At 63.7% G+C, this 17185-nt stretch carries 15 protein-coding genes and 1 pseudogene; 4 read left to right on the plus strand and 12 right to left on the minus strand.

What is annotated here, in order from left to right; genetic code table 11:
* Positions 1–98 precede the first annotated feature (98 nt).
* Both ACKI2N_RS29520 and ACKI2N_RS29525 read right to left on the minus strand, forming a co-directional pair.
* A complete protein-coding gene (locus tag ACKI2N_RS29520) occupies positions 99–1112 on the minus strand; it encodes a Bug family tripartite tricarboxylate transporter substrate binding protein (protein ID WP_420992513.1) in 1014 nt (337 codons plus the stop codon).
* A 220-nt stretch (positions 1113–1332) separates the two neighbouring features.
* Positions 1333–2076 (minus strand): hypothetical protein, encoded by a 744-nt coding sequence (locus ACKI2N_RS29525; protein WP_420992512.1) that lies wholly within the window; start codon positions 2074–2076, stop codon positions 1333–1335.
* Positions 2077–2523: 447 nt separating this feature from the next.
* Between ACKI2N_RS29525 and ACKI2N_RS29530 the strand changes: the two genes are divergently transcribed.
* The gene (locus ACKI2N_RS29530) at positions 2524–5706 is read left to right on the plus strand and encodes an EAL domain-containing protein (RefSeq protein WP_420992511.1); all 3183 of its coding nucleotides are present in this window, start codon (positions 2524–2526) and stop codon (positions 5704–5706) included.
* Between the two features lie 60 nt (positions 5707–5766).
* Positions 5767–5940 (plus strand): annotated as a pseudogene (locus tag ACKI2N_RS29535) (VapC toxin family PIN domain ribonuclease); the annotation flags it as partial.
* A gap of 17 nt (positions 5941–5957) precedes the next feature.
* Here ACKI2N_RS29535 and ACKI2N_RS29540 read toward each other — a convergent pair.
* The 3 genes from ACKI2N_RS29540 to ACKI2N_RS29550 form a co-directional block, all read right to left on the minus strand.
* Positions 5958–6539: an amino acid synthesis family protein gene (locus ACKI2N_RS29540; protein ID WP_420992510.1), complete on the minus strand. Its 582-nt coding sequence runs from the start codon at positions 6537–6539 to the stop codon at positions 5958–5960.
* A gap of 78 nt (positions 6540–6617) precedes the next feature.
* Positions 6618–7574, minus strand: coding sequence for a Bug family tripartite tricarboxylate transporter substrate binding protein (locus ACKI2N_RS29545; protein ID WP_059414228.1), 957 nt, complete (start codon positions 7572–7574; stop codon positions 6618–6620).
* Between the two features lie 80 nt (positions 7575–7654).
* Complete coding sequence (locus ACKI2N_RS29550; protein ID WP_420992509.1) at positions 7655–8554, minus strand: NAD(P)-dependent oxidoreductase; 900 nt, start codon at positions 8552–8554, stop codon at positions 7655–7657.
* 124 nt (positions 8555–8678) lie between these two features.
* Between ACKI2N_RS29550 and ACKI2N_RS29555 the strand changes: the two genes are divergently transcribed.
* Both ACKI2N_RS29555 and ACKI2N_RS29560 read left to right on the plus strand, forming a co-directional pair.
* Positions 8679–9569 (plus strand): LysR substrate-binding domain-containing protein, encoded by an 891-nt coding sequence (locus tag ACKI2N_RS29555; RefSeq protein WP_029043836.1) that lies wholly within the window; start codon positions 8679–8681, stop codon positions 9567–9569.
* A gap of 359 nt (positions 9570–9928) precedes the next feature.
* Positions 9929–10336, plus strand: a complete 408-nt coding sequence (locus tag ACKI2N_RS29560; protein WP_420992508.1) for a DUF1484 family protein — start codon at positions 9929–9931, stop codon at positions 10334–10336.
* A gap of 164 nt (positions 10337–10500) precedes the next feature.
* On the opposite strand, the gene ACKI2N_RS29565 is transcribed toward ACKI2N_RS29560, so the two are convergent.
* The 7 genes from ACKI2N_RS29565 to ACKI2N_RS29595 form a co-directional block, all read right to left on the minus strand.
* A complete protein-coding gene (locus ACKI2N_RS29565) occupies positions 10501–11361 on the minus strand; it encodes a hypothetical protein (protein ID WP_420992507.1) in 861 nt (286 codons plus the stop codon).
* 135 nt (positions 11362–11496) lie between these two features.
* Positions 11497–11847 carry a DUF6984 family protein gene (locus ACKI2N_RS29570; RefSeq protein ID WP_420992506.1) on the minus strand — a complete coding sequence of 117 codons (351 nt, stop codon included), beginning with the start codon at positions 11845–11847 and terminating at the stop codon, positions 11497–11499.
* Positions 11848–12073: 226 nt separating this feature from the next.
* Positions 12074–12376 (minus strand): hypothetical protein, encoded by a 303-nt coding sequence (locus ACKI2N_RS29575; RefSeq protein WP_420992505.1) that lies wholly within the window; start codon positions 12374–12376, stop codon positions 12074–12076.
* Between the two features lie 120 nt (positions 12377–12496).
* Positions 12497–12955: a DUF2846 domain-containing protein gene (locus ACKI2N_RS29580; protein ID WP_420992504.1), complete on the minus strand. Its 459-nt coding sequence runs from the start codon at positions 12953–12955 to the stop codon at positions 12497–12499.
* The gene (locus tag ACKI2N_RS29585; protein WP_420992503.1) at positions 12952–13362 is read right to left on the minus strand and encodes a hypothetical protein; all 411 of its coding nucleotides are present in this window, start codon (positions 13360–13362) and stop codon (positions 12952–12954) included. The genes ACKI2N_RS29580 and ACKI2N_RS29585 overlap by 4 nt, the downstream gene beginning before the upstream one ends.
* A gap of 634 nt (positions 13363–13996) precedes the next feature.
* Positions 13997–14629, minus strand: coding sequence for a hypothetical protein (locus ACKI2N_RS29590; RefSeq protein ID WP_420992502.1), 633 nt, complete (start codon positions 14627–14629; stop codon positions 13997–13999).
* A 469-nt stretch (positions 14630–15098) separates the two neighbouring features.
* The gene (locus tag ACKI2N_RS29595; protein WP_420992501.1) at positions 15099–15674 is read right to left on the minus strand and encodes an Imm42 family immunity protein; all 576 of its coding nucleotides are present in this window, start codon (positions 15672–15674) and stop codon (positions 15099–15101) included.
* Positions 15675–17185: the final 1511 nt, after the last annotated feature.

The raw sequence follows: 17185 nt of genomic DNA on the forward strand, positions 1-17185 counted from the left end.
GAAAGGCCGGAAAGCAGGAAAGCGAGAAGGCGGGAAAGCAGCAAAGATGGGCGATGCCGGCCGGGCCGCGCGCCCGGCACGCGCGGCCCGGCGCCAGCCTACGACTGCAGCGGCTGGATTTTCGCGCGATGCACGATCGCGCGCCATTTCAGGGTTTCGGTGGAGATGGTCCTGGCGAAGGCCTCCGGCGTGCTTCCCACCGGCTCCAGGCCGAGTCCCAGCAGCTTCTCGCGCACCTCCGGCTGGCGCAGCACGGCGGCCGCGTCGGCCTGCCATTTGCGCACCACCGCGTCCGGCGTGCCCTTCGGCGCCACCAGCCCGTACCATGAGGTCACGTCGAAGCCCGGATACGACTCCGCCACCGTGGGCACGCCCGGCAACTGCGCCAGCCGCTGCGGCCCGGCCACCGCGACCGCCACCAGCTTGCCGGAGCGGATATGCTGCAGCACGCTCGACACGCCCGCGAACACCATCTGCACCTGCCCGCCCAGCACGTCGTTGAGCGCGGTCGCGATGCCGTTGTAAGGCACGTGCACGGTCTTGATGCCCGCCTCGAGGTTCAACAGCTCGCCCGCCAAGTGCGCGCCGCTGCCGTTGCCCGGCGAAGCGAAATTCAGCTCGCCCGGATGGGCGCGGGCGTATTCGACCAGCGCCTTGAGCGTGTGCGCCGGAAAGCCCGGATTCACCACCAGCACGTTCGGCGACGTCGCCAGCAGCGTGACCGGCACGAGATCCTTCACCTCGAAGCCGAGCCTGGGGAAGAGGATCGGGTTCACCGTCAGGTTGCCCGCCGGCGCCAGCGCCAGCGTATAACCGTCGGCGGGTGCGCGCGCGGCGGCCTCCATCCCGATGTTGCCGGCGGCGCCCGGCTTGTTGTCGATCACCACCGGACGGCCCCACTGCTCCGACAGCTTCTGCCCGATCAGGCGCGGCAGCGCATCGGCCACCCCGCCCGCCGCGAACGGCACGATCACCCTGACCGGCCGCGCCGGATAGCCTTCCGCCCCGGCCGGCCCCGCGGCCTGGGCCGACAGGCTCGCGCAGGCCAGCAAGGCGGCGCCGGCAAAGCGGATGACAAGGGAATCGGCCAACTGGCGGACAAGACGGTTCACTTCTGACTCCGGAAACATGGAAAGACAACAAGCGCGCCGGGACCGCACGCGCTTGTAGATCAGGCCGATGTTATCGGGCCGCCCGTTACTTGTATAGACAACTTTTCAGCTATGCAAAGGCGGTTTTCGCATATGCGCGCGGCCGCTGGCGGCGCCAGCACCACGGATGCGCAAGAAACGGGCCGGCCAAGCGAGAGCCCCGCCGCTGTATTGCGTCGTGCTACTGCGCCGTCGCCGGCGCGGCCGCCGCGCTCACCGCCTGCGTGGCCTGCTCCATGAAAAACGCCGCGCGCAGCTTTGCGCTCGCGGATTGCGTGCTCGCATCCACCGACTTCATCAGGTTGGGATAGTCGGGCGCCTCGTCCCATTCGCCGGCCACCGGCGTGTTGACCTGCACCGGCTCATACCATTCCAGCCGGTTGGTGCGCAAGTCGATCATCTGCCCCACCAGCGACACGTAGCCCACCGGCGCGCCCAGCGGCATGAACGCGTAGTAGTTGCGCTGCGTGCCCAGCCACTTGGGCTCGATCAGCAACAGCCGGTCGACCCCGTACCGCTTGGCCAGGGGCCGGTAGTCCATGGTCGCGACGCCATCGCCGGAGCCCTCCGTGAACTTCGCCAGCTGCTCCGTATCGAGCGGCTCGGGCACCAGCACGGTCTTGATCTGGCGCGACTCCAGCCCCTGCGCGAACGCCTGGGGCAGGTTCTTCACCACCGAGAAATCGTGCTGCTGCAGGCGGTCCACGATGGCCTTGGCGTTGGCCTTGTTGATTGCGTAGTCGAGAACGCCCTGCGCCCCGGTCATGCTCTGGTTCGGCTCCGGCAGTTTCTGCACCGCCACCGCGACCGTGCTGGCCCGGTTCTCGAAAAGCTTGGTGGAAGCGGGAATCGGCTTTTGCATGACCGCGCAGCCACCCAGCAGACCCAGCGCCAGGAACAGCCCGGCAAGACGGATACGACTCATTGATTCTCCTGTTCGATTTTGTAGCGTGAGGCTCGGCGCCACGGCCCGCGGGGAGCCGGCGCGCCGCAATCTGGCAGATTCGGCGATATCTGGCGTATTCACCCCGATTTGCCTTTTGCATTGATCGAGGACGATATACGTCCTCTGCCATTGATTGCAGATATCGGCAAAGACGGGGACTCCTGAATCCCCCACCAAAGTCTGGGCCTGGGCACATCGGCCGCGCCGCCGCGCGTGCCCTCCCCGGCCGCCGCATGCACCCTCGTGCGGCATGCGCGCACCGCCACGGGGAATATCCGGCAAGCGCTAAAGCCCCGGCGCGCGGCGTCGATATGGGAATGCCGGCCAGCCCTCCGACGCAGCCCGGCATCTTTCTTGCCTCTTTACCGCCAGCCCATTGGAGTGCACCATGAGTCACCTTAAATAATGCGCGACGGTGCGCGCACGATGAAAGACAATCCCTTCTTCCGGTTTCTCGGGCGCCTGCGCGTGGGTCGCAAGCTGCTGCTGATCTATTTGCTGGACCTGAGCGCCGTGGTCTACATCAGCGGGATACTGATCCACGAGAAATACATTGCCATCGATTTCTCCAACAAGGAGATCGGCGGCAACATGTACCTCCACACGGTGCGCGACGCGCTGGTCGACGTCGCGCTGACGGAGGCCGGAGCGCGGCCGCCTGCCGCGCGCCTGGAACAGATCGGGGCAGAGCTGGCCAACGCCGAGCAGCAATACGGCACGCACATGCAGAGCGCCGAGCTGAGCCGGCGCGTGCGCGCGGCGCTGGCCGTCATCGCGCGCGAGGCGCAACCCACGCCGGCGGCCGTGGGCGAGGCCCTGGAGGCATGCCGCGAGCTTGTCACGCGGATCGGCAACCAGTCCAACCTGATCCTCGACCCCGATCTCGACAGCTACTACGCCATGTCGCTGTCGCTGCTGCGCTACCCCGCGCTGGTCGACGCGGTACACGGCATCGGCCGGCGCCTGCACGACGGCACGCACGAGCAGGAGTCCAGCGAGGCACTGCGCACTCGCTACCTCGTGCTCGAAGGCCAGCTAGACGCGGTGCTGCAGGGCCTGCGCTCCGACCTGGCCGAGGCCGCCGCGGCCGACCACGCGCTCGGCACCGCGCTGGCGCCCTCCGTCGCGCGGATGCGGGCCGCGGTGGAAGCCTACCGCCATGCCGCGCGCATCGTGGTCAACGGCAGCGACAAGGCCGATCCCGCCCCGCTGGCGAACCTCGACGCCGCCCAACAGGCGCTGGTGCTGAGCGTGCGCGACACCTGGAGCGATACCAGCGAGCAGCTCGACGGACTGCTCCACGCGCGGGTGCGCGGGCTCTTCTCGCGGATGTGGCTGCACCTGGGCACCGCGCTGTTCCTGCTGTGCGGCATCCTCGGCATGGTGTATTTCGTCGCGCAGCAGATCTCGCGGCCGCTGCGGCAGCTGGCGCGCGTGATGGACACCGTGCGCCGCACCGGCGACCACACCTTGCGCGCGAGCTGGCACAGCCAGGACGAGATCGGCCAGCTGGTGCGCGGCTTCAATGAAATGCTCGAACAGCTCGACCGCGAGCGCGACGTGCAGAAGGAGCTCGCGGCCACCGCGCGCGCCTCCGCGGCGCAGCACGCGCTGGTCGAGGCCACGCCCGTGCCGATGATGGTGACCGCGGTGCCCGGCCACGAAATCCTGCACGCCAACCAGCCCGCGCTCTACTGGCTCAACGGCTGCACCACGGACCCGTGGGCCTTCGCGCTCGATTCGTCGGTGCGCGCGCGCTTCTTCCAGCAGCTCTCCGACCGCGACGCGGTCGAGGAATTCGAAGTGCACTGGAAAGGCAGCGCCGAACCGACCTGGGCGATGCTGTCCGCGCGGCGGCTGAAGTTCCAGGGGCGCGACGCGGTGCTGACCGCCTTCACCCCGATCAACCAGATCAAGCTGATGGAACAGCGGCTCGAACTGTGGGGAAAGGTGTTCGAAGCCTCCTCGGAAGCCATCCTGATGCTCGACCAGGAACGGCGCCTGCTGACCGCCAACGCCTCGTTCTATCGCGCCACCGGTTACCGCGCCGAAGACGTGACCGGCAAGCTGCCCGAATTCGTCGTCGCCAGCGCCAGCGGCGCCCCCGTCATCGAAGGCCTGGCGACGCTCGTCGACCTGTCCAGCGTGTGGAACGGCGAAGCGCAGATCAAGCGGCGCCACGGCGGCGACTATCCCGCGTGGCTGATGATCAGCGCCGTGCGCGACAAGCGCGGCAGCGTCTCGCACTACATCTGCACGCTGATCGACATCACCGACCGCAAGAAGAGCGAAGCGCGCATCCAGTTCCTCGCCGAGCACGACGTGCTCACCGAACTGCCCAACCGCGCCCTCTTCACCAAGCGCCTCGGCCTCGCACTCGACCACGCCAAAGGCTCGCCGGCGCGCGCCGCCGTCCTGTTCATCGACCTCGACCGCTTCAAGGACATCAACGACTCGCTCGGCCACCATGTCGGCGACGGGCTGCTGCGCTCGGTGTCGCGGCGCCTGCTGCAAGCCGTGCGCAGCGGCGACACCGTGAGCCGGCTCGGCGGCGACGAATTCACCATCGTCCTCAACGACGTCAGCAGCGCGGCGGACGTCGCCCGCACCATCGACGAGCGCCTGCTGCCGCTGGTGCGCGAGCCGCACGCCATCGGCGGCGTCACGCTGCAGGTCTCGTGCAGCGTCGGCGTGGCGCTCTACCCCGACGACGGCACCGACATCGATACCCTGATGCAGAACGCCGACGCCGCGATGTACCAGGCCAAGGCATCCGGGCGCAACCTGGTGAAATTCTTCTCGCCCGACATGGCCGAACGCGCGCGCGAACGGCTGGCGCTGGAAGCCTGCCTGCGCACCGCGGCCGAGCGGCACGAACTGCGCCTGGCCTTCCAGCCCTGCCTCGACGCCATCACCGGCGCCGTCATCAGCGTCGAAGGCCTGCTGCGCTGGACCCACCCCCAGCTCGGCAGCATCATGCCCTCGCAGTTCATCCCGATCGCCGAGGAAACACGCCTGATCATCCCCATCGGCGCCTGGGTGATCGACGAAGCGTGCCGCCAGCTCGCCCGCTGGACCGACGCCGACATGCCCGACATCCGCATGTCCATCAACCTGTCGGCGATCCAGCTGCGCGACGCCGACCTGGTCGCCACGCTGCGCACCAGCCTCACAAGATACGGCGTGGCGCCGGACCGGCTCGAACTCGAGATCACCGAGACCGTGCTGATGGACAGCGCGGAAAACTACCTCGACGCCATCAACGCCATCCGCGCGCTCGGCGTCAAGCTGTCGCTGGACGACTTCGGCACCGGCTACTCCAGCCTCAGCTACCTCAACCGCTTTCCGCTCGACCGGCTCAAGATCGACCGCGCCTTCGTCCACGACATGCTCGACGCGCCGGCCGACCTCGCCGTCATCAAGGCCATCATCGAACTCGGCCACGACCTCGGCTTGCGCGTGGTCGCCGAAGGCGTCGAAAGCCGCCACCAGGCCGACATCCTGCGCAGCCTCGGCTGCGACGAACTGCAGGGCTTCCTGTATGCGCGGCCGATGGGCGCGGAGGAGCTGGAGGGCTGGTGGCGGGAGCGGGTGCTGGTGAATGCCTAGCGGGCCGGGCGGGGTGCGCAATGCTCGCCCAGGCCCCGGTCAGTACCCGTTCCTGGCGTGCACTTCCTGCCGGTCGTTATCGACATTGCAGTGAAGCCCGTCGTCCTGCCGGGCGCGTTCCACAAGAACCCGGCAGGCCGGATGATCGTCGCAACCGCGCGCAAGCTCGCCGCGCCGCTCGTCACGAAAAACGAGAAGATCCGGGCCTGCAAGCACGCCAAGACGATCTGGTAACGGGGCAGCAGCGCGAACTACCGCTGCCCGTCGGCCCCGACGACGTTCTCCTTGAGCAGGCCGCCGAGACGCGAATGCACGCGGCCGCCGGTGCCCATGACCAGCGCGAACAGGATCTCGTCGGGGCGCGGCGCGTCCTGGATGCCGACCTCGATGCTGTTGAAATGGCTGCGCACGTAGGACGCGTGGATATAGTGCACCGGCACCATCATCCGGTAGCCGGCCGAGGCCACGGCCTTCACCGCGGGCACCATCGCCTTGGGCTCGCCGAGCACGGTGCGCATGGCCCAGCCGCCCGCCTCGTGCCACACCGCGCCATGCTCCATCTCGCCGTTGATGCCGACGATGGCGGCCTTGCTGTAGACCTCCACGTTCTCCTTGCCGCCGAGCGTGTCGACCAGTTCGCCGGCCAGCAGCGAGCCGAGCGAGCGCAGCTCCGCCATGAACGGCATCAGGTCCGGCTCGTAGCGGCCCGCGTAGGGATTGCGGATCACCGCGCACGACGCCGCCAGCTTGAGCGGTTTCTCGGGCGGCGGGCCGCCTTCGTGATACGTGGTTTCGACGATCAGGCAGCGCTTGCGGATTTCGATCAGGGACACGGGAAACTCTCCAGAAAACTCAGAAACACAGAAAAAAGCAGGCAACGCCGACCGCGCGGCCAGCGCGGCCAGCACCGCCTATTCCGGCGTGATGCCGGCTTCCTTGACGATGGCCGCCCACTTGCCGATCTCGGCCTTGACGAAGGCGCCGAAGTCCGGCGCCGGCTGGCGCTTGGGCGTCAGGCCCTGCGCCGCGAAGCGGCGGATCAGCTCGTCAGAGGACAGCGCCTTGTCGAGCGAGGCCGACAGGCGCCGCGCCACGTCGTCCGGCAGCCCGGCGGGCGCCATCAGGCCGAACCACACCGTCAGGTCGAAGCCCGGCGCGCCGCTCTCGTTGAGCGTGGGAATGTCCGCGGCCAGCGGAAAACGCTCGCGCGTGCTCACGCCATAGACCTTGACCTTGCCGGCGCGCGCCTGCTGCAGCCCGTTGGCGAAATCGGTGAAGGTCAGCTTGACGATGCCGCCCATCACGTCGGTCAGCGCCTGCGGGCCGCCCTTGTACGGCACCTGCGTGATGTCCGACTTGCCCATGTGGGCGAGCTTCGCGCCGAACACCTGCGCACTGCCCGAGCCGTAGCCATAGGTCAGCTTGCCCGGGTTCTGGCGCGCGTAGCTGAACACGTCGCCGACCCGCTTGCCCGGCGCGTCCGGCGAGCCGACCAGCAGGTAAGGCGTCTCCGCCACGCCGCCGAGCGGCTGCAGGTCCTTGACCGGGTCGTAGGGCAGCTTCTTGAACAGGCTCACGTTGCTGGCCGCGGTGGTCACGCCGACGATCACGATCGTGTAGCCGTCGGCCTTGGCCTGCGCGGCTTGCTGCGTGCCGATGATGCCGTTGGCGCCGGGCTTGTTGTCGATCACGAACGGCTGGCCCAGGTCCTGCGACATCGGCTCGGCGAGCGCGCGCGCAACCACGTCGGTGATGCTACCGGCCGGGAACGGCACCACCATCCGGATCGGCCGCTCGGGATAACCGCCGGCCAGCGCGCCCATGCTGAAGGCCAGGCCGATTGCCGCGGCGGCAATGCCTCGGTAAATGCTCATGTTGTTGTCTCCTCTTGTGCTTTTATGCTCTTGTGCTCTTGTGTTCTTGTCGTGGCGGCGCGAGGCCGCCCGTGCTACACCTGCTTGTCTAGGTAGCGGATGATCTCCGTGTTGTCCGCGCGCGGGTCGAGCGCCCCGGCGGCCTGCTGCCACAGCGACGCGCACAGCGACAGTTGCGGCGCCTCGACGCCCGCCAGCGCCTGCAGCCCCGCGGCCGTGGCAAGGTCCTTGGCCTGCAGCCGCATGGCGAAGCCCGCGTTGAACGTGCCCGGGATGATGAACTGCGCCAGCTTGGTTTCCGTGGCCACGTTGCGGCCGCTCGACGCGTTGAGCACGCTCGCGAAGATGCCGGCGTCGAGGTCCATGCGCTGCGCGATCAGCAGCGCCTCGGATGCAGCCAGCAACCCCGCCGCATAGACGTAGTTGTTGAGCGCCTTCATCGCGTGCGCGGAGCCGACCGCGCCGGTCACGATCAGCGTCTCGCCCATGTGCTCCAGCAGCGCGCGCGCACGCTCCACGTGCGCCGGATCGCCGCCGGCCATGATCGCCAGCGTGCCCGCGCGCGCCTTGGCCACCGCGCCCGAGACCGGCGCGTCGACCAGCGCGATGCCGCGCCCGGCCAGCGTGGCGGCAAGGCGGCGCGTATCGGCCGGGTTGGACGAACCCATGTCCACCACGGTGGCGCCCGCGGCAAGGATGTCCGACAGGCCCGCGCGGCCGCCCTCGCCGGCGACGACCGCGTTGGTGATCGGGCTGTTCGGCAGCATCGTGATCACCACCTCGCAGCCGGCCAGCGCCTCCAGCGCCGTGGCGCGCGTGAGCGTGCTGCCCCAGGCGGCATGGCCGGCGAGTTGCGCGAACGGCGCGTCGGCGGTGTCGAAGGCCCGGATCTCCAGGTCCGCGGCCGTGGCCAGGTTTTCGAGCATCGGCAAGCCCATCATTCCCAGGCCGATAAAGCCGATCTTGCGGCGCATGTGGTCTCCTCTCTTCCTATGTCTTTTTTGCCGTCCGTACCCCGGCACGTGCTCCAGATCGTATGGGTTTTGCCGTAACTTGTCGTATGCTCTTGTAATTGTGGGTTATAACCATCTGTTATCGATGCGCTTCAAACTCAGACAAATGGAGGTCTTCCGGGCCGTCATGCTGACCGGCTCCATGAACGGCGCCGCCAGCCTGCTGTGCATTTCGCAGCCCGCCGTGAGCCGGCTGATCGCCTACACCGAGCAGAGCCTCGGCCTGCGGTTGTTCGAGCGCGTCAAGGGCAAGCTGCGGCCGACCGCCGAAGCGCAACTGCTGTTCCAGGAAGTCGGCTCGCTCTACGAAGAAGCGCTGCGCATCGACGAATTCGCGCGCGACCTCGCCACCAACCCCCAGGGCGTGCTCAAGATCTGCTCCAGCCCGAGCCTCGCGCTGAACTTCTTGCCGCCCATCATGGCGGCCTTCCTCGACGCCCATCCCCAGGTCCGGCTCACCATGCGTACCACCCTGCTGGCCGACATGGCGCTCGAGCTGCTCGGCCGCAAGGCCGAACTGGCGGTGTCGGTGCTGCCGATCGAACATCCAAACCTCGTGGTGGAACCGTTCGCGCAGGGCCGCATGGTCTGCATCCTGCCCGAAGGGCACGCGCTCGCCGCATCGCCGGTGCTGACGCTGGCCGAGGTCGCCGCCCATCCGCTGGTGCTCTACGCGCGCCAGATCCCGTTTGGGCAGTTGATGGCGGCGGCGTTCGCGCAAGCCGGCGTCGAGTGGCGCGCGCGCGCCGACATCGAACGCGCCGAGATCGCCTGCGCGCTGGTCCGCGCCGGCGTGGGCCTGGCCATCGTCGACGAATTCTCGGTCGGCCGCGCCGGCTGGCCCGGCACCGTGGTGCGGCCGCTGCGCGAACACATTCCGCTGACGCTGAGCCTGGTGCGCTCGCGCTTCGATACGCCAAGCCGTCAGGCGCAGGCGTTTGTGGGGTTGTTGAGGGCGCAGGCTGGGGGGATGTAGTGACGTGCCGGGATGGCGTGTGTGGGCTTCGTTCAGGGGGCGGTGCGGTAGCACAAGTTAACATTCTGCTTGCGCGGTTGTATTGACAGCTCTTCGTTGATCGCGAAGAATCGGCTCGTCGTCTGAAACAACGGGCGACCGGGTTTGACAGCCTGCTCACTACACGCCGGACGAAGCCGCGCAGCAGCGGCTTTTTTCGTCCGTAGCCGTCGCACGCCCATATGATTCAATGGGCGGGCCTCGGTGGGGGAGCCTCCGGGCTCGCCGGTTGCGTGTGTGCCGGTCTGTCAACCCTGCCTTGGCCTGCCCACCCCGATTGACAGCGGACAGCGGGCCTCCAACCCACACACGGAGGTCTCATGCAAAGCCACACTGCTTTTCCTGACCACATCGGCACCGGCGCCAATCCCGCGCCAGCATCGACGCAACACAATCCACCCGGCACCGAAAATCCAACCCTCGCGGCCTCGCGATACCGGGATCTCGTCGCGGAACTGATCTTGATGGCCGACCCCGACGCGCCGCGCGTCGGTCCGGTCTTTTCAGAGATCACCGCCGAACTCGGCGCGCTCGGCGATACCGTGTGCGACGCCACGCTCGAAAGCTGCGATGCGCTGTTGCGCGTCAGCGCCGCGCTGGAATCGGTCCTTGCCATGCTGGACCAGCAGCGTGAAGACTCGACGTTTGGCCTCGGGCTGCATGCGCTGCTCTTGCCGCAGAAGGTGCAGTTGGATCTGGCTGTCGGTCGGATTCAGGGGATGTACTAGCGCTCGGCGCAGGAGACGCGGCCGCGGGCCGTGTCTCTTGCCTTGACGACTTTGGGGCTCGCAGGCCCGTGTCCTTACCGAACTAACACCCGGCAGATGCGTGGCATGGAACCCCGCAACCATCGCTATCGGTTTTGTCAGCCACACTAATTTTGTGCAGTCGCCTATATTGCCGGCACATCGAGCAATACAATTCCCCGGTACTCCATACCCTCTGCCGTTTGGATGATAAGCGTTCCCAACAACGCCGTCGGATCCGACTCAACACAGCTCTCGTCCAGTTTCAATCTGACTCGGACGGTTTCACCGCGCGCCAGCGTAAGTAGCGAAGACGGTCGATAACTATCTGCTGCAATGGGGATCTCCGCAGAACTCAGCAGGTCGCAAAATCCGACCATCAATCTCCGCCCCGACAATGCCACGCCTATAGGCTGGGATGTCGTGTTACCAATCGATAAACTCAAATACCCTCGTCCCTCGCCATCGTGACCACCACCTTCCACGGAAAACCGTACAGGGGTCAACAAGGCGGGCGCGGGCCATGTCGTCACCAAGTCGCCTCGGGGGTTACCAAGCGCCTGAACAGCGATATCAAGGTACTGCCGGGCGTCTGCCTGCCAATCGGCTAGTCTCGGCGTATCACAGTCGCTGGCCTCTCCGACAACAAAGCTCAAGTCTTTGCGGATGATTCTTTGCCATTCCGGATTCCTCGCAAGTTCGCCAGCATAGGTGACAGCCGAAAAGCCATACCTATCCCGGCCCATGATGTCCAGTTGCGTCAGCCGTCCAGACTCATCCGGGAAACCGGCACACACATTGCCAAGTTCGTGGAGCACCGACCACATCCTTACCACGCCTTTAATGTTATTAGCGGGTCCGTCCAATTTCTCTGCCCGAGCATCTGAGTTCGACAGAAGCGCGGCGACAGTCGCCAGCACGACGACAGCCAACCTCCCTCCCTTGCAAAGGATGCCTGTTGGGATAATGGTCATATCAAGTACAAAGTTTCTTAAATCATCAACCATGCAGGTCGGCTCACGACGTTCACGGCCACGCGCCCCGTATCTGCCGGCGCACTCTTTGACGTGCCGTAGTTGTGCTCCGGCGCACAGGTATTGCCCAGCACTTCTGACATGCAGTTTCATCCCCTACCTACCTAACTACCACAACGTAAGCGTATCCCACCGCGGCCCAACGAGATCGCTGGCATCCCAGCGAATAAATTCCAGTTCAAGCAAATGATCATTCTCATCTGCATAAAGTAACACCGACAAATCAACGCCATCCCCATCAAGCATCCTTCCTTCTACGCCGATCGGATGTTGGCCTCGATAGGGAGGCCGCTCGTAGCCGGAAATTTCGAACACAACTCGAGATCCATCAGGAGCCACCGAAGTCGTGGCAGCGCTTCTCAGGTCCTCCAGCAACCGCTGACGGGCGCCCTCTTCGAGCTTCCTAGCGAATTCCATTATGAGCATTTGCTCTTCGTGAGTTAGCTGGCGCATGGTCATGTCACCGGGAACAGTGTTCCGACATTTACGGTACCGTTGGGAAGCAGGGCGAGCACGGTATTCCACCTTGACTCCATCGACTATCAAGCGTCCGACGACGTCAGAGTTTGTGGTCAAGCTTCCACGCATGGCGTTGATCTCTGTTGCGACAGCAGCTTCTGCACGAGAGATATTTACTCCCGCTGCTTCAAGACGCGACGCGTAATGGGCAGTCTTAAAGGTCGTGTCAGCGACAGCCGCGGCCCCTTGCTGGCCACAAATCACTGATCTTGCCGTAAGCCGCCGCGCCCGCTGGAATGGCACCCAGAATCCCCGACAACCACCTGTCCGCAGTCCCCAGATCCTGGCCGCTCAGCGTCTGCCCCATCACTGCCTGATACAGCATCGCCGCCGAACCATAGTATGGCAACAAGTTCGACAACGTGTCGGCCAGCTTCAGTGTTTGTTCCGGCGTGCCGCCGACGTCCGGCGCCGTGGGCGCGGCCACGATCACGGGGTTGAACTGCCAGGACCGGGTGGGGTCACTCACGAGTGTGGCGGTGGGCACCGCGCCGGCGGGCGTGGCCACCGCCGCCGACGTCGCCCACCGTCAATGGCCCCCCTCACAGGAGGCTGAGGCTCTGCGGTAGATTCTTACAGAGCGCTCACGTTACTTCGCCGCTGCCTTGACCACGTCGCCCGTGTAGCTAAGCGAAGCCAGTTCTTCCTTGGCCTTCTCCGGCGTCTCCAGCTCCAGCACGACACGGCCCACCATCAACCCCATCGAGGGCGAGCTGCGCACGTACTTTGTCTCGCCGGCATCCAGCACGAAACTCAGGGTCTTCTCGGTCTCGGTCGAGGCCGAAGCCACATACCTGCCGGCGGCACGGTCCACGAAGAAGAAGCCGCCGGGCTTGGACTCGCCGACCACCTGATTGTTGAGACGCAGATCCGGCTGGATCGCGGCGCCGAACATCGACGCCGAGCGCAGGAAGTAGACCCGCCCCTCGCCCGGCTTCAGCGTCGGAATCGACGCCGCCATGTCGGCGTGTTTCACGCCGGAAGCACACCCCGCCAGCAGCGACGATACCGCCAGTCCGGCGATCAGCATGCGTGCAACTCGTTTCATTCCAATTCTCCTAAGTTCAAAGCGACTGCAGGGATAACGGGGGAATAGTTCTGTTCCCCCGGCAAATAGAAGCCCACCAGGTTCCCGTCGCGGATAACCAGGTAAGCCTCATGAACTTGGCGGCCCTCGATCGTGAAAACGGTGCCGACGGGCCGGTAAACGTCACCCTGCGGCACACGGCCAACCCGCGACCAGACCGACTTATCAGCCAGCGTGCGGGAATAGCCAGTGTCCAGCTCGACGGACGCAGCCGCCAGGAGTTGGATGCGCTTGGTAGCCTCACTTGGTTGCGTGACCTCGATAGTCGACGGAACCGTCGCAATCATCGGGGCACAGGCCAGAAGCGCCAGACAAGCCCCTGCAGCAAGTCCAAAGCGTCGAAAGCAGAGAGGAAATGGCGTTTTCATTCGGGTAGCCGTTTGAATCGATAGATAGAGAAATATTTGGCTGTCCCCACGGGAATTGCGCCGAGGCGCAGACTCATGTGGACTTGCATTCCGCGTTCAAAGATGAGATTTCCGGAGGGATCCAGGTACAACGTGACGACGGAATCGGAACGATTTGGCCCAAACTCAGACCGGCCCCCATCACTTGACCCTCCCCAAGAAATGATTCCATTCTCGCCAGTGCAGACAAATCTGCCCTTGTTCTCAAAGGACGAAACATACTCAATAGATCTTCCGCCCTCATAGTGCAGATCGAGTGTCACAAGACGCTCTCTCATCCTCACTTTTGCGTAAATAAGGGGGAGGTACCGACCGTCGCTTGACTGGGAAGTAGCTAGCACATCTTTCAATTGACGAGTGTCCCGGAAGGGAAAAACATTTGATAGACGCCAGCTCCTCGCCGCTCGTTTTGCTGTTGCATCCCCTTCAATGAGCTCACCTATCCCTTCATATCGCCCACTGAGATTCGGGCAACGTGCAGCCGCGTACTCTGCCGGATCAAGATTGTTGCCTCCAGCACCTGGGTAGTTCGGCGGGGAATGGAAACAAGCAGTACAACTAAGAGCCAGTCCCACAATACATGACTTAGCTCGCGTCATTTTTTGTCCTTCGTTTGCTGTGCCTGGTTACGGAAGGTCGACCAATCGATGCCATATTGATTCAGCAATGTGACTGCGGCGAAAGGCGCCGCCAACGGAATGTCAATATCCGTCTGGATTTCGAACATCATGCGCTGGAATGATGTCATGCCCTGCTTCAAGTTACCAAGGTTATCGTAAGCCATAAGACTGCCAAGATAATCGTGAGGTCCAGCGAATGACTCTAGAACCTTATCAGTAAACGTACCTGGCTGATACGGTGAATTCGCCAACGTTCCTTCGAGTCCCTGGAATCCACCGGTGAGTCCGCCCTCCTTATCGAGCGCGTCTTTCAAAGACCAGGCACTATTCGTGTCGGGATTGATAACGTTTCCAGTGAAATCCCATGCGCCATCCGGCCGCGCTACAACCGTTCCATATTTCTGCAGATCGTCAATGCTGACACGCGTTCCGGCAATTTTCATCCCATCACCGTCAATACCGGCACTAGGTCCAGTCGCATTGGAGGTAAGCGTACCGGATTTGTCCTGCGTGTCGTAGACACCCTTGAATCGCTGAGACGATTCAATCTGGTCCTGACGCATTGCATCGGCCGCCCAAGCGACAGCAGCCATCGCAAAGCCCGTCATGGCCCCTGACGCGCAGTCGCCCCCCCTGCATAGCGGCGGTACCACAACCAGCGGCACCGGACGCCAGTAGCCGGTCAACACCGTAGCTGGACCCGAAGTACCCTGCAAGACCTCCAGTTACCGCTCCCGCAAGACCTGCTGTCGCCCACTGTCCAAGATCAATCGTTCCACTCGTTCCGAGTTGGATTGTCGCGCTGGACGCGAGGCTACCGAGCGCGCCAGCAATGGCGAGATTTGCCATGCCACCAACAGCAAATGCCGAACTGGCAAGGAGGCCACCGGCGGCCGTCTTTGTAGGTGAGGCCAATCCGAAGTCCGGTTGCACCAATTGCCGTCGGACCTGAATGGTCGGACTACCTCAGGCTTCTCCGGCAACGGCAACGGCTCTTCTACATCACCGTATCACTAGGCCCCGGGGACAGATATCAGGACTGATAGCGCCCTCTAGCCGAGTTTTTCAACAATTGATTCAACTCCCATCGAAGAAATCATCACTGGATGTGCCATTATTATCACTGCGAAACGACTCTCCGGCCTCATCACCAATTTCTTGGTAAAGACGCTCAATATAGTTGTATGCCGACTCAAATACTGTGTCGAATTCCCCCGAGTTCAGTGTTGTCACATTCAATTTATCCGAATTTAGGCTACGATATAGGAGCTTCGCCTCACTCACACCTTCGACTAAATATATCTTCCAGCAATCAAAAACATCGACTGGTATACGCACATCAAGTCGCGCGGGCAAAAAATCCTGGTTTGTATAGCCAAGAATTTCATCACTGACTCCGTCTAGCGCATCCGAAATCATGCCGAATATCTTTTCCTCCGGCAACATAAGGAGCTTCGGACATAGTCTCCCCCCTCTATCGCCGATAATATACTTCATCTGAAAAAGAATATCTCGCAGAGAAGTCCCCATGCCGTAGTCTCCAACGACCTTTCCTTCCAGCCAGTAGCAAAATCGCCCGAACAACCATGGACCACCGCAGTTCCGGTCCACCTCTAGCGCTATCGAAAATCTATATCTATCACCAAACTCCATGGCTACGTCCCCAACTGTTTCAGAACACTATCTGGCACCTGTGATTTGGGAACTGATCCACTGAAATGCACCGCACCAGCATTATCCGAGAAATACCGATAGTAGCCGCTTTCACCCAACGCATACCACGTCCCCATGCCTCCCCGAACTGCTTTAGCGTTGTATGCGCTCTGAGCGTCAAAAGGCTCAGGTGTTTTATTCGGGTTATACAACGAACTCCCCGTGTCATGCGCCGGATTGGTTTGATATGGCGGCTCTACGCGAACCTCTACATTAGAAGGACTGTACGGGCTGTCAGCTAGCGCCGGGCTTGGTGTTGCTGATAGTCCAGGACCAGAGCCACTGATTGCAGTTTCAGCGTCACCCATCCCCACTACCTGCGCAATAGCAGTCAGACCCGCGCAGATCGTAGGCGGAAATATACAGCCAGGATTTCCCAGAATCGTTGGTCCCTGCGGCGTGCCAACCGGCGATCCCGTCAACGTCGAACCCTGAGGCCCATCATTCGGCGTCGTAATAGCGTTGCCGTTGCTATTCTGCGCCTCCAGTGGTGTGGTCAACGGGCCCGTCTTCTGCGGTCCATTATTCGGCGTAGACGTGCCCTCTGGCCCCTCTGGCCCCTCTGGCCCAGGCAGTGGCATGTACGTCACCATACCACCAGGCCCCGGGACAGGAATTAGGATTGGTAGCTTCCCGCTAGCCGAGTTGCTCAACGACTCATTCTGCGCAGCTAGTGCCGCCGACGTCGCATTTGCCCCAGCAAAGCACCAGCCGCACCGCCGATCAATGTCGCCAGTCCAACCGTCAAGGCCAACCGGTTGAGATCGTCGCTATATTTCGCAACCGTGCTGTCGGCATACACCGTATCCCGAATCAATGGCGCCGCGATCACGCTAGCTGCGCCGCCAACCACGCCATATCCAGCACCCGACACGTCCCACGTTGGCGCCAGCCCGCAACCCTAGACGCAGTTTGGCTTGGCGGGCGGCAATTGCCCCGATGCGGGTTCCCTTCCCGAGTTTTTTGCCCAGACGCGGTTTTTGGCCGCGCAATCCGGTTTCGTTAAAGAACAAGGCGCGCCCACACGGGCGCGCGGATGCGCCAGTCTAGTCGTGGATCTGGCCCGCCATTGCAATGGAATGTGACGCCGCCAGGGAGGACCGGGCGGTAAGGAGGGACCGGCCGAGCCGGCAAGTCTTGGAGGGTTGCCGGCTCGGCGCCGAGGAGTCAGTCGAGCCGGTCGGCTTCGGCGTCCAGTGCGGGCAACAGGTCGGCCGCTGTCGGCGCCGGTTCGTCCTCGGCGGCCGCCCGGCGGGGCCTGCGCGCCAGCCGCGCCGGGTGTGTCGCCGTATGGAGCCATTCAACGCCCGGATAGTCGAATCGCCCCAGAAACCATGAAGAATGTGTGTCCGAAGGGGATATTTCCTCCAACCTCAGAAGTCCAACCAGCTCTCGTGACTGAGCCCACCCCAGAAACGATGAGCCCGGCCGTATAGCCGGGCCCCATACAA

This window comes from Cupriavidus sp. 30B13 (genome assembly GCF_049059565.2).
In the GTDB taxonomy this organism is placed as follows: domain Bacteria; phylum Pseudomonadota; class Gammaproteobacteria; order Burkholderiales; family Burkholderiaceae; genus Cupriavidus.

Coding starts and splice junctions, on each gene's coding strand:
- ACKI2N_RS29525 (WP_420992512.1), bottom strand. CDS start 2,076: ATGAGTCGTATCCGTCTTGCCGGGCTGTTCCTGGCGCTGGGTCTGCTG.
- ACKI2N_RS29530 (WP_420992511.1), top strand. CDS start 2,524: ATGAAAGACAATCCCTTCTTCCGGTTTCTCGGGCGCCTGCGCGTGGGT.
- ACKI2N_RS29550 (WP_420992509.1), bottom strand. CDS start 8,554: ATGCGCCGCAAGATCGGCTTTATCGGCCTGGGAATGATGGGCTTGCCG.
- ACKI2N_RS29555 (WP_029043836.1), top strand. CDS start 8,679: ATGCGCTTCAAACTCAGACAAATGGAGGTCTTCCGGGCCGTCATGCTG.
- ACKI2N_RS29560 (WP_420992508.1), top strand. CDS start 9,929: ATGCAAAGCCACACTGCTTTTCCTGACCACATCGGCACCGGCGCCAAT.
- ACKI2N_RS29565 (WP_420992507.1), bottom strand. CDS start 11,361: ATGGTTGATGATTTAAGAAACTTTGTACTTGATATGACCATTATCCCA.
- ACKI2N_RS29570 (WP_420992506.1), bottom strand. CDS start 11,847: ATGACCATGCGCCAGCTAACTCACGAAGAGCAAATGCTCATAATGGAA.
- ACKI2N_RS29580 (WP_420992504.1), bottom strand. CDS start 12,955: ATGAAACGAGTTGCACGCATGCTGATCGCCGGACTGGCGGTATCGTCG.
- ACKI2N_RS29585 (WP_420992503.1), bottom strand. CDS start 13,362: ATGAAAACGCCATTTCCTCTCTGCTTTCGACGCTTTGGACTTGCTGCA.
- ACKI2N_RS29590 (WP_420992502.1), bottom strand. CDS start 14,629: ATGACGGGCTTTGCGATGGCTGCTGTCGCTTGGGCGGCCGATGCAATG.
- ACKI2N_RS29595 (WP_420992501.1), bottom strand. CDS start 15,674: ATGGAGTTTGGTGATAGATATAGATTTTCGATAGCGCTAGAGGTGGAC.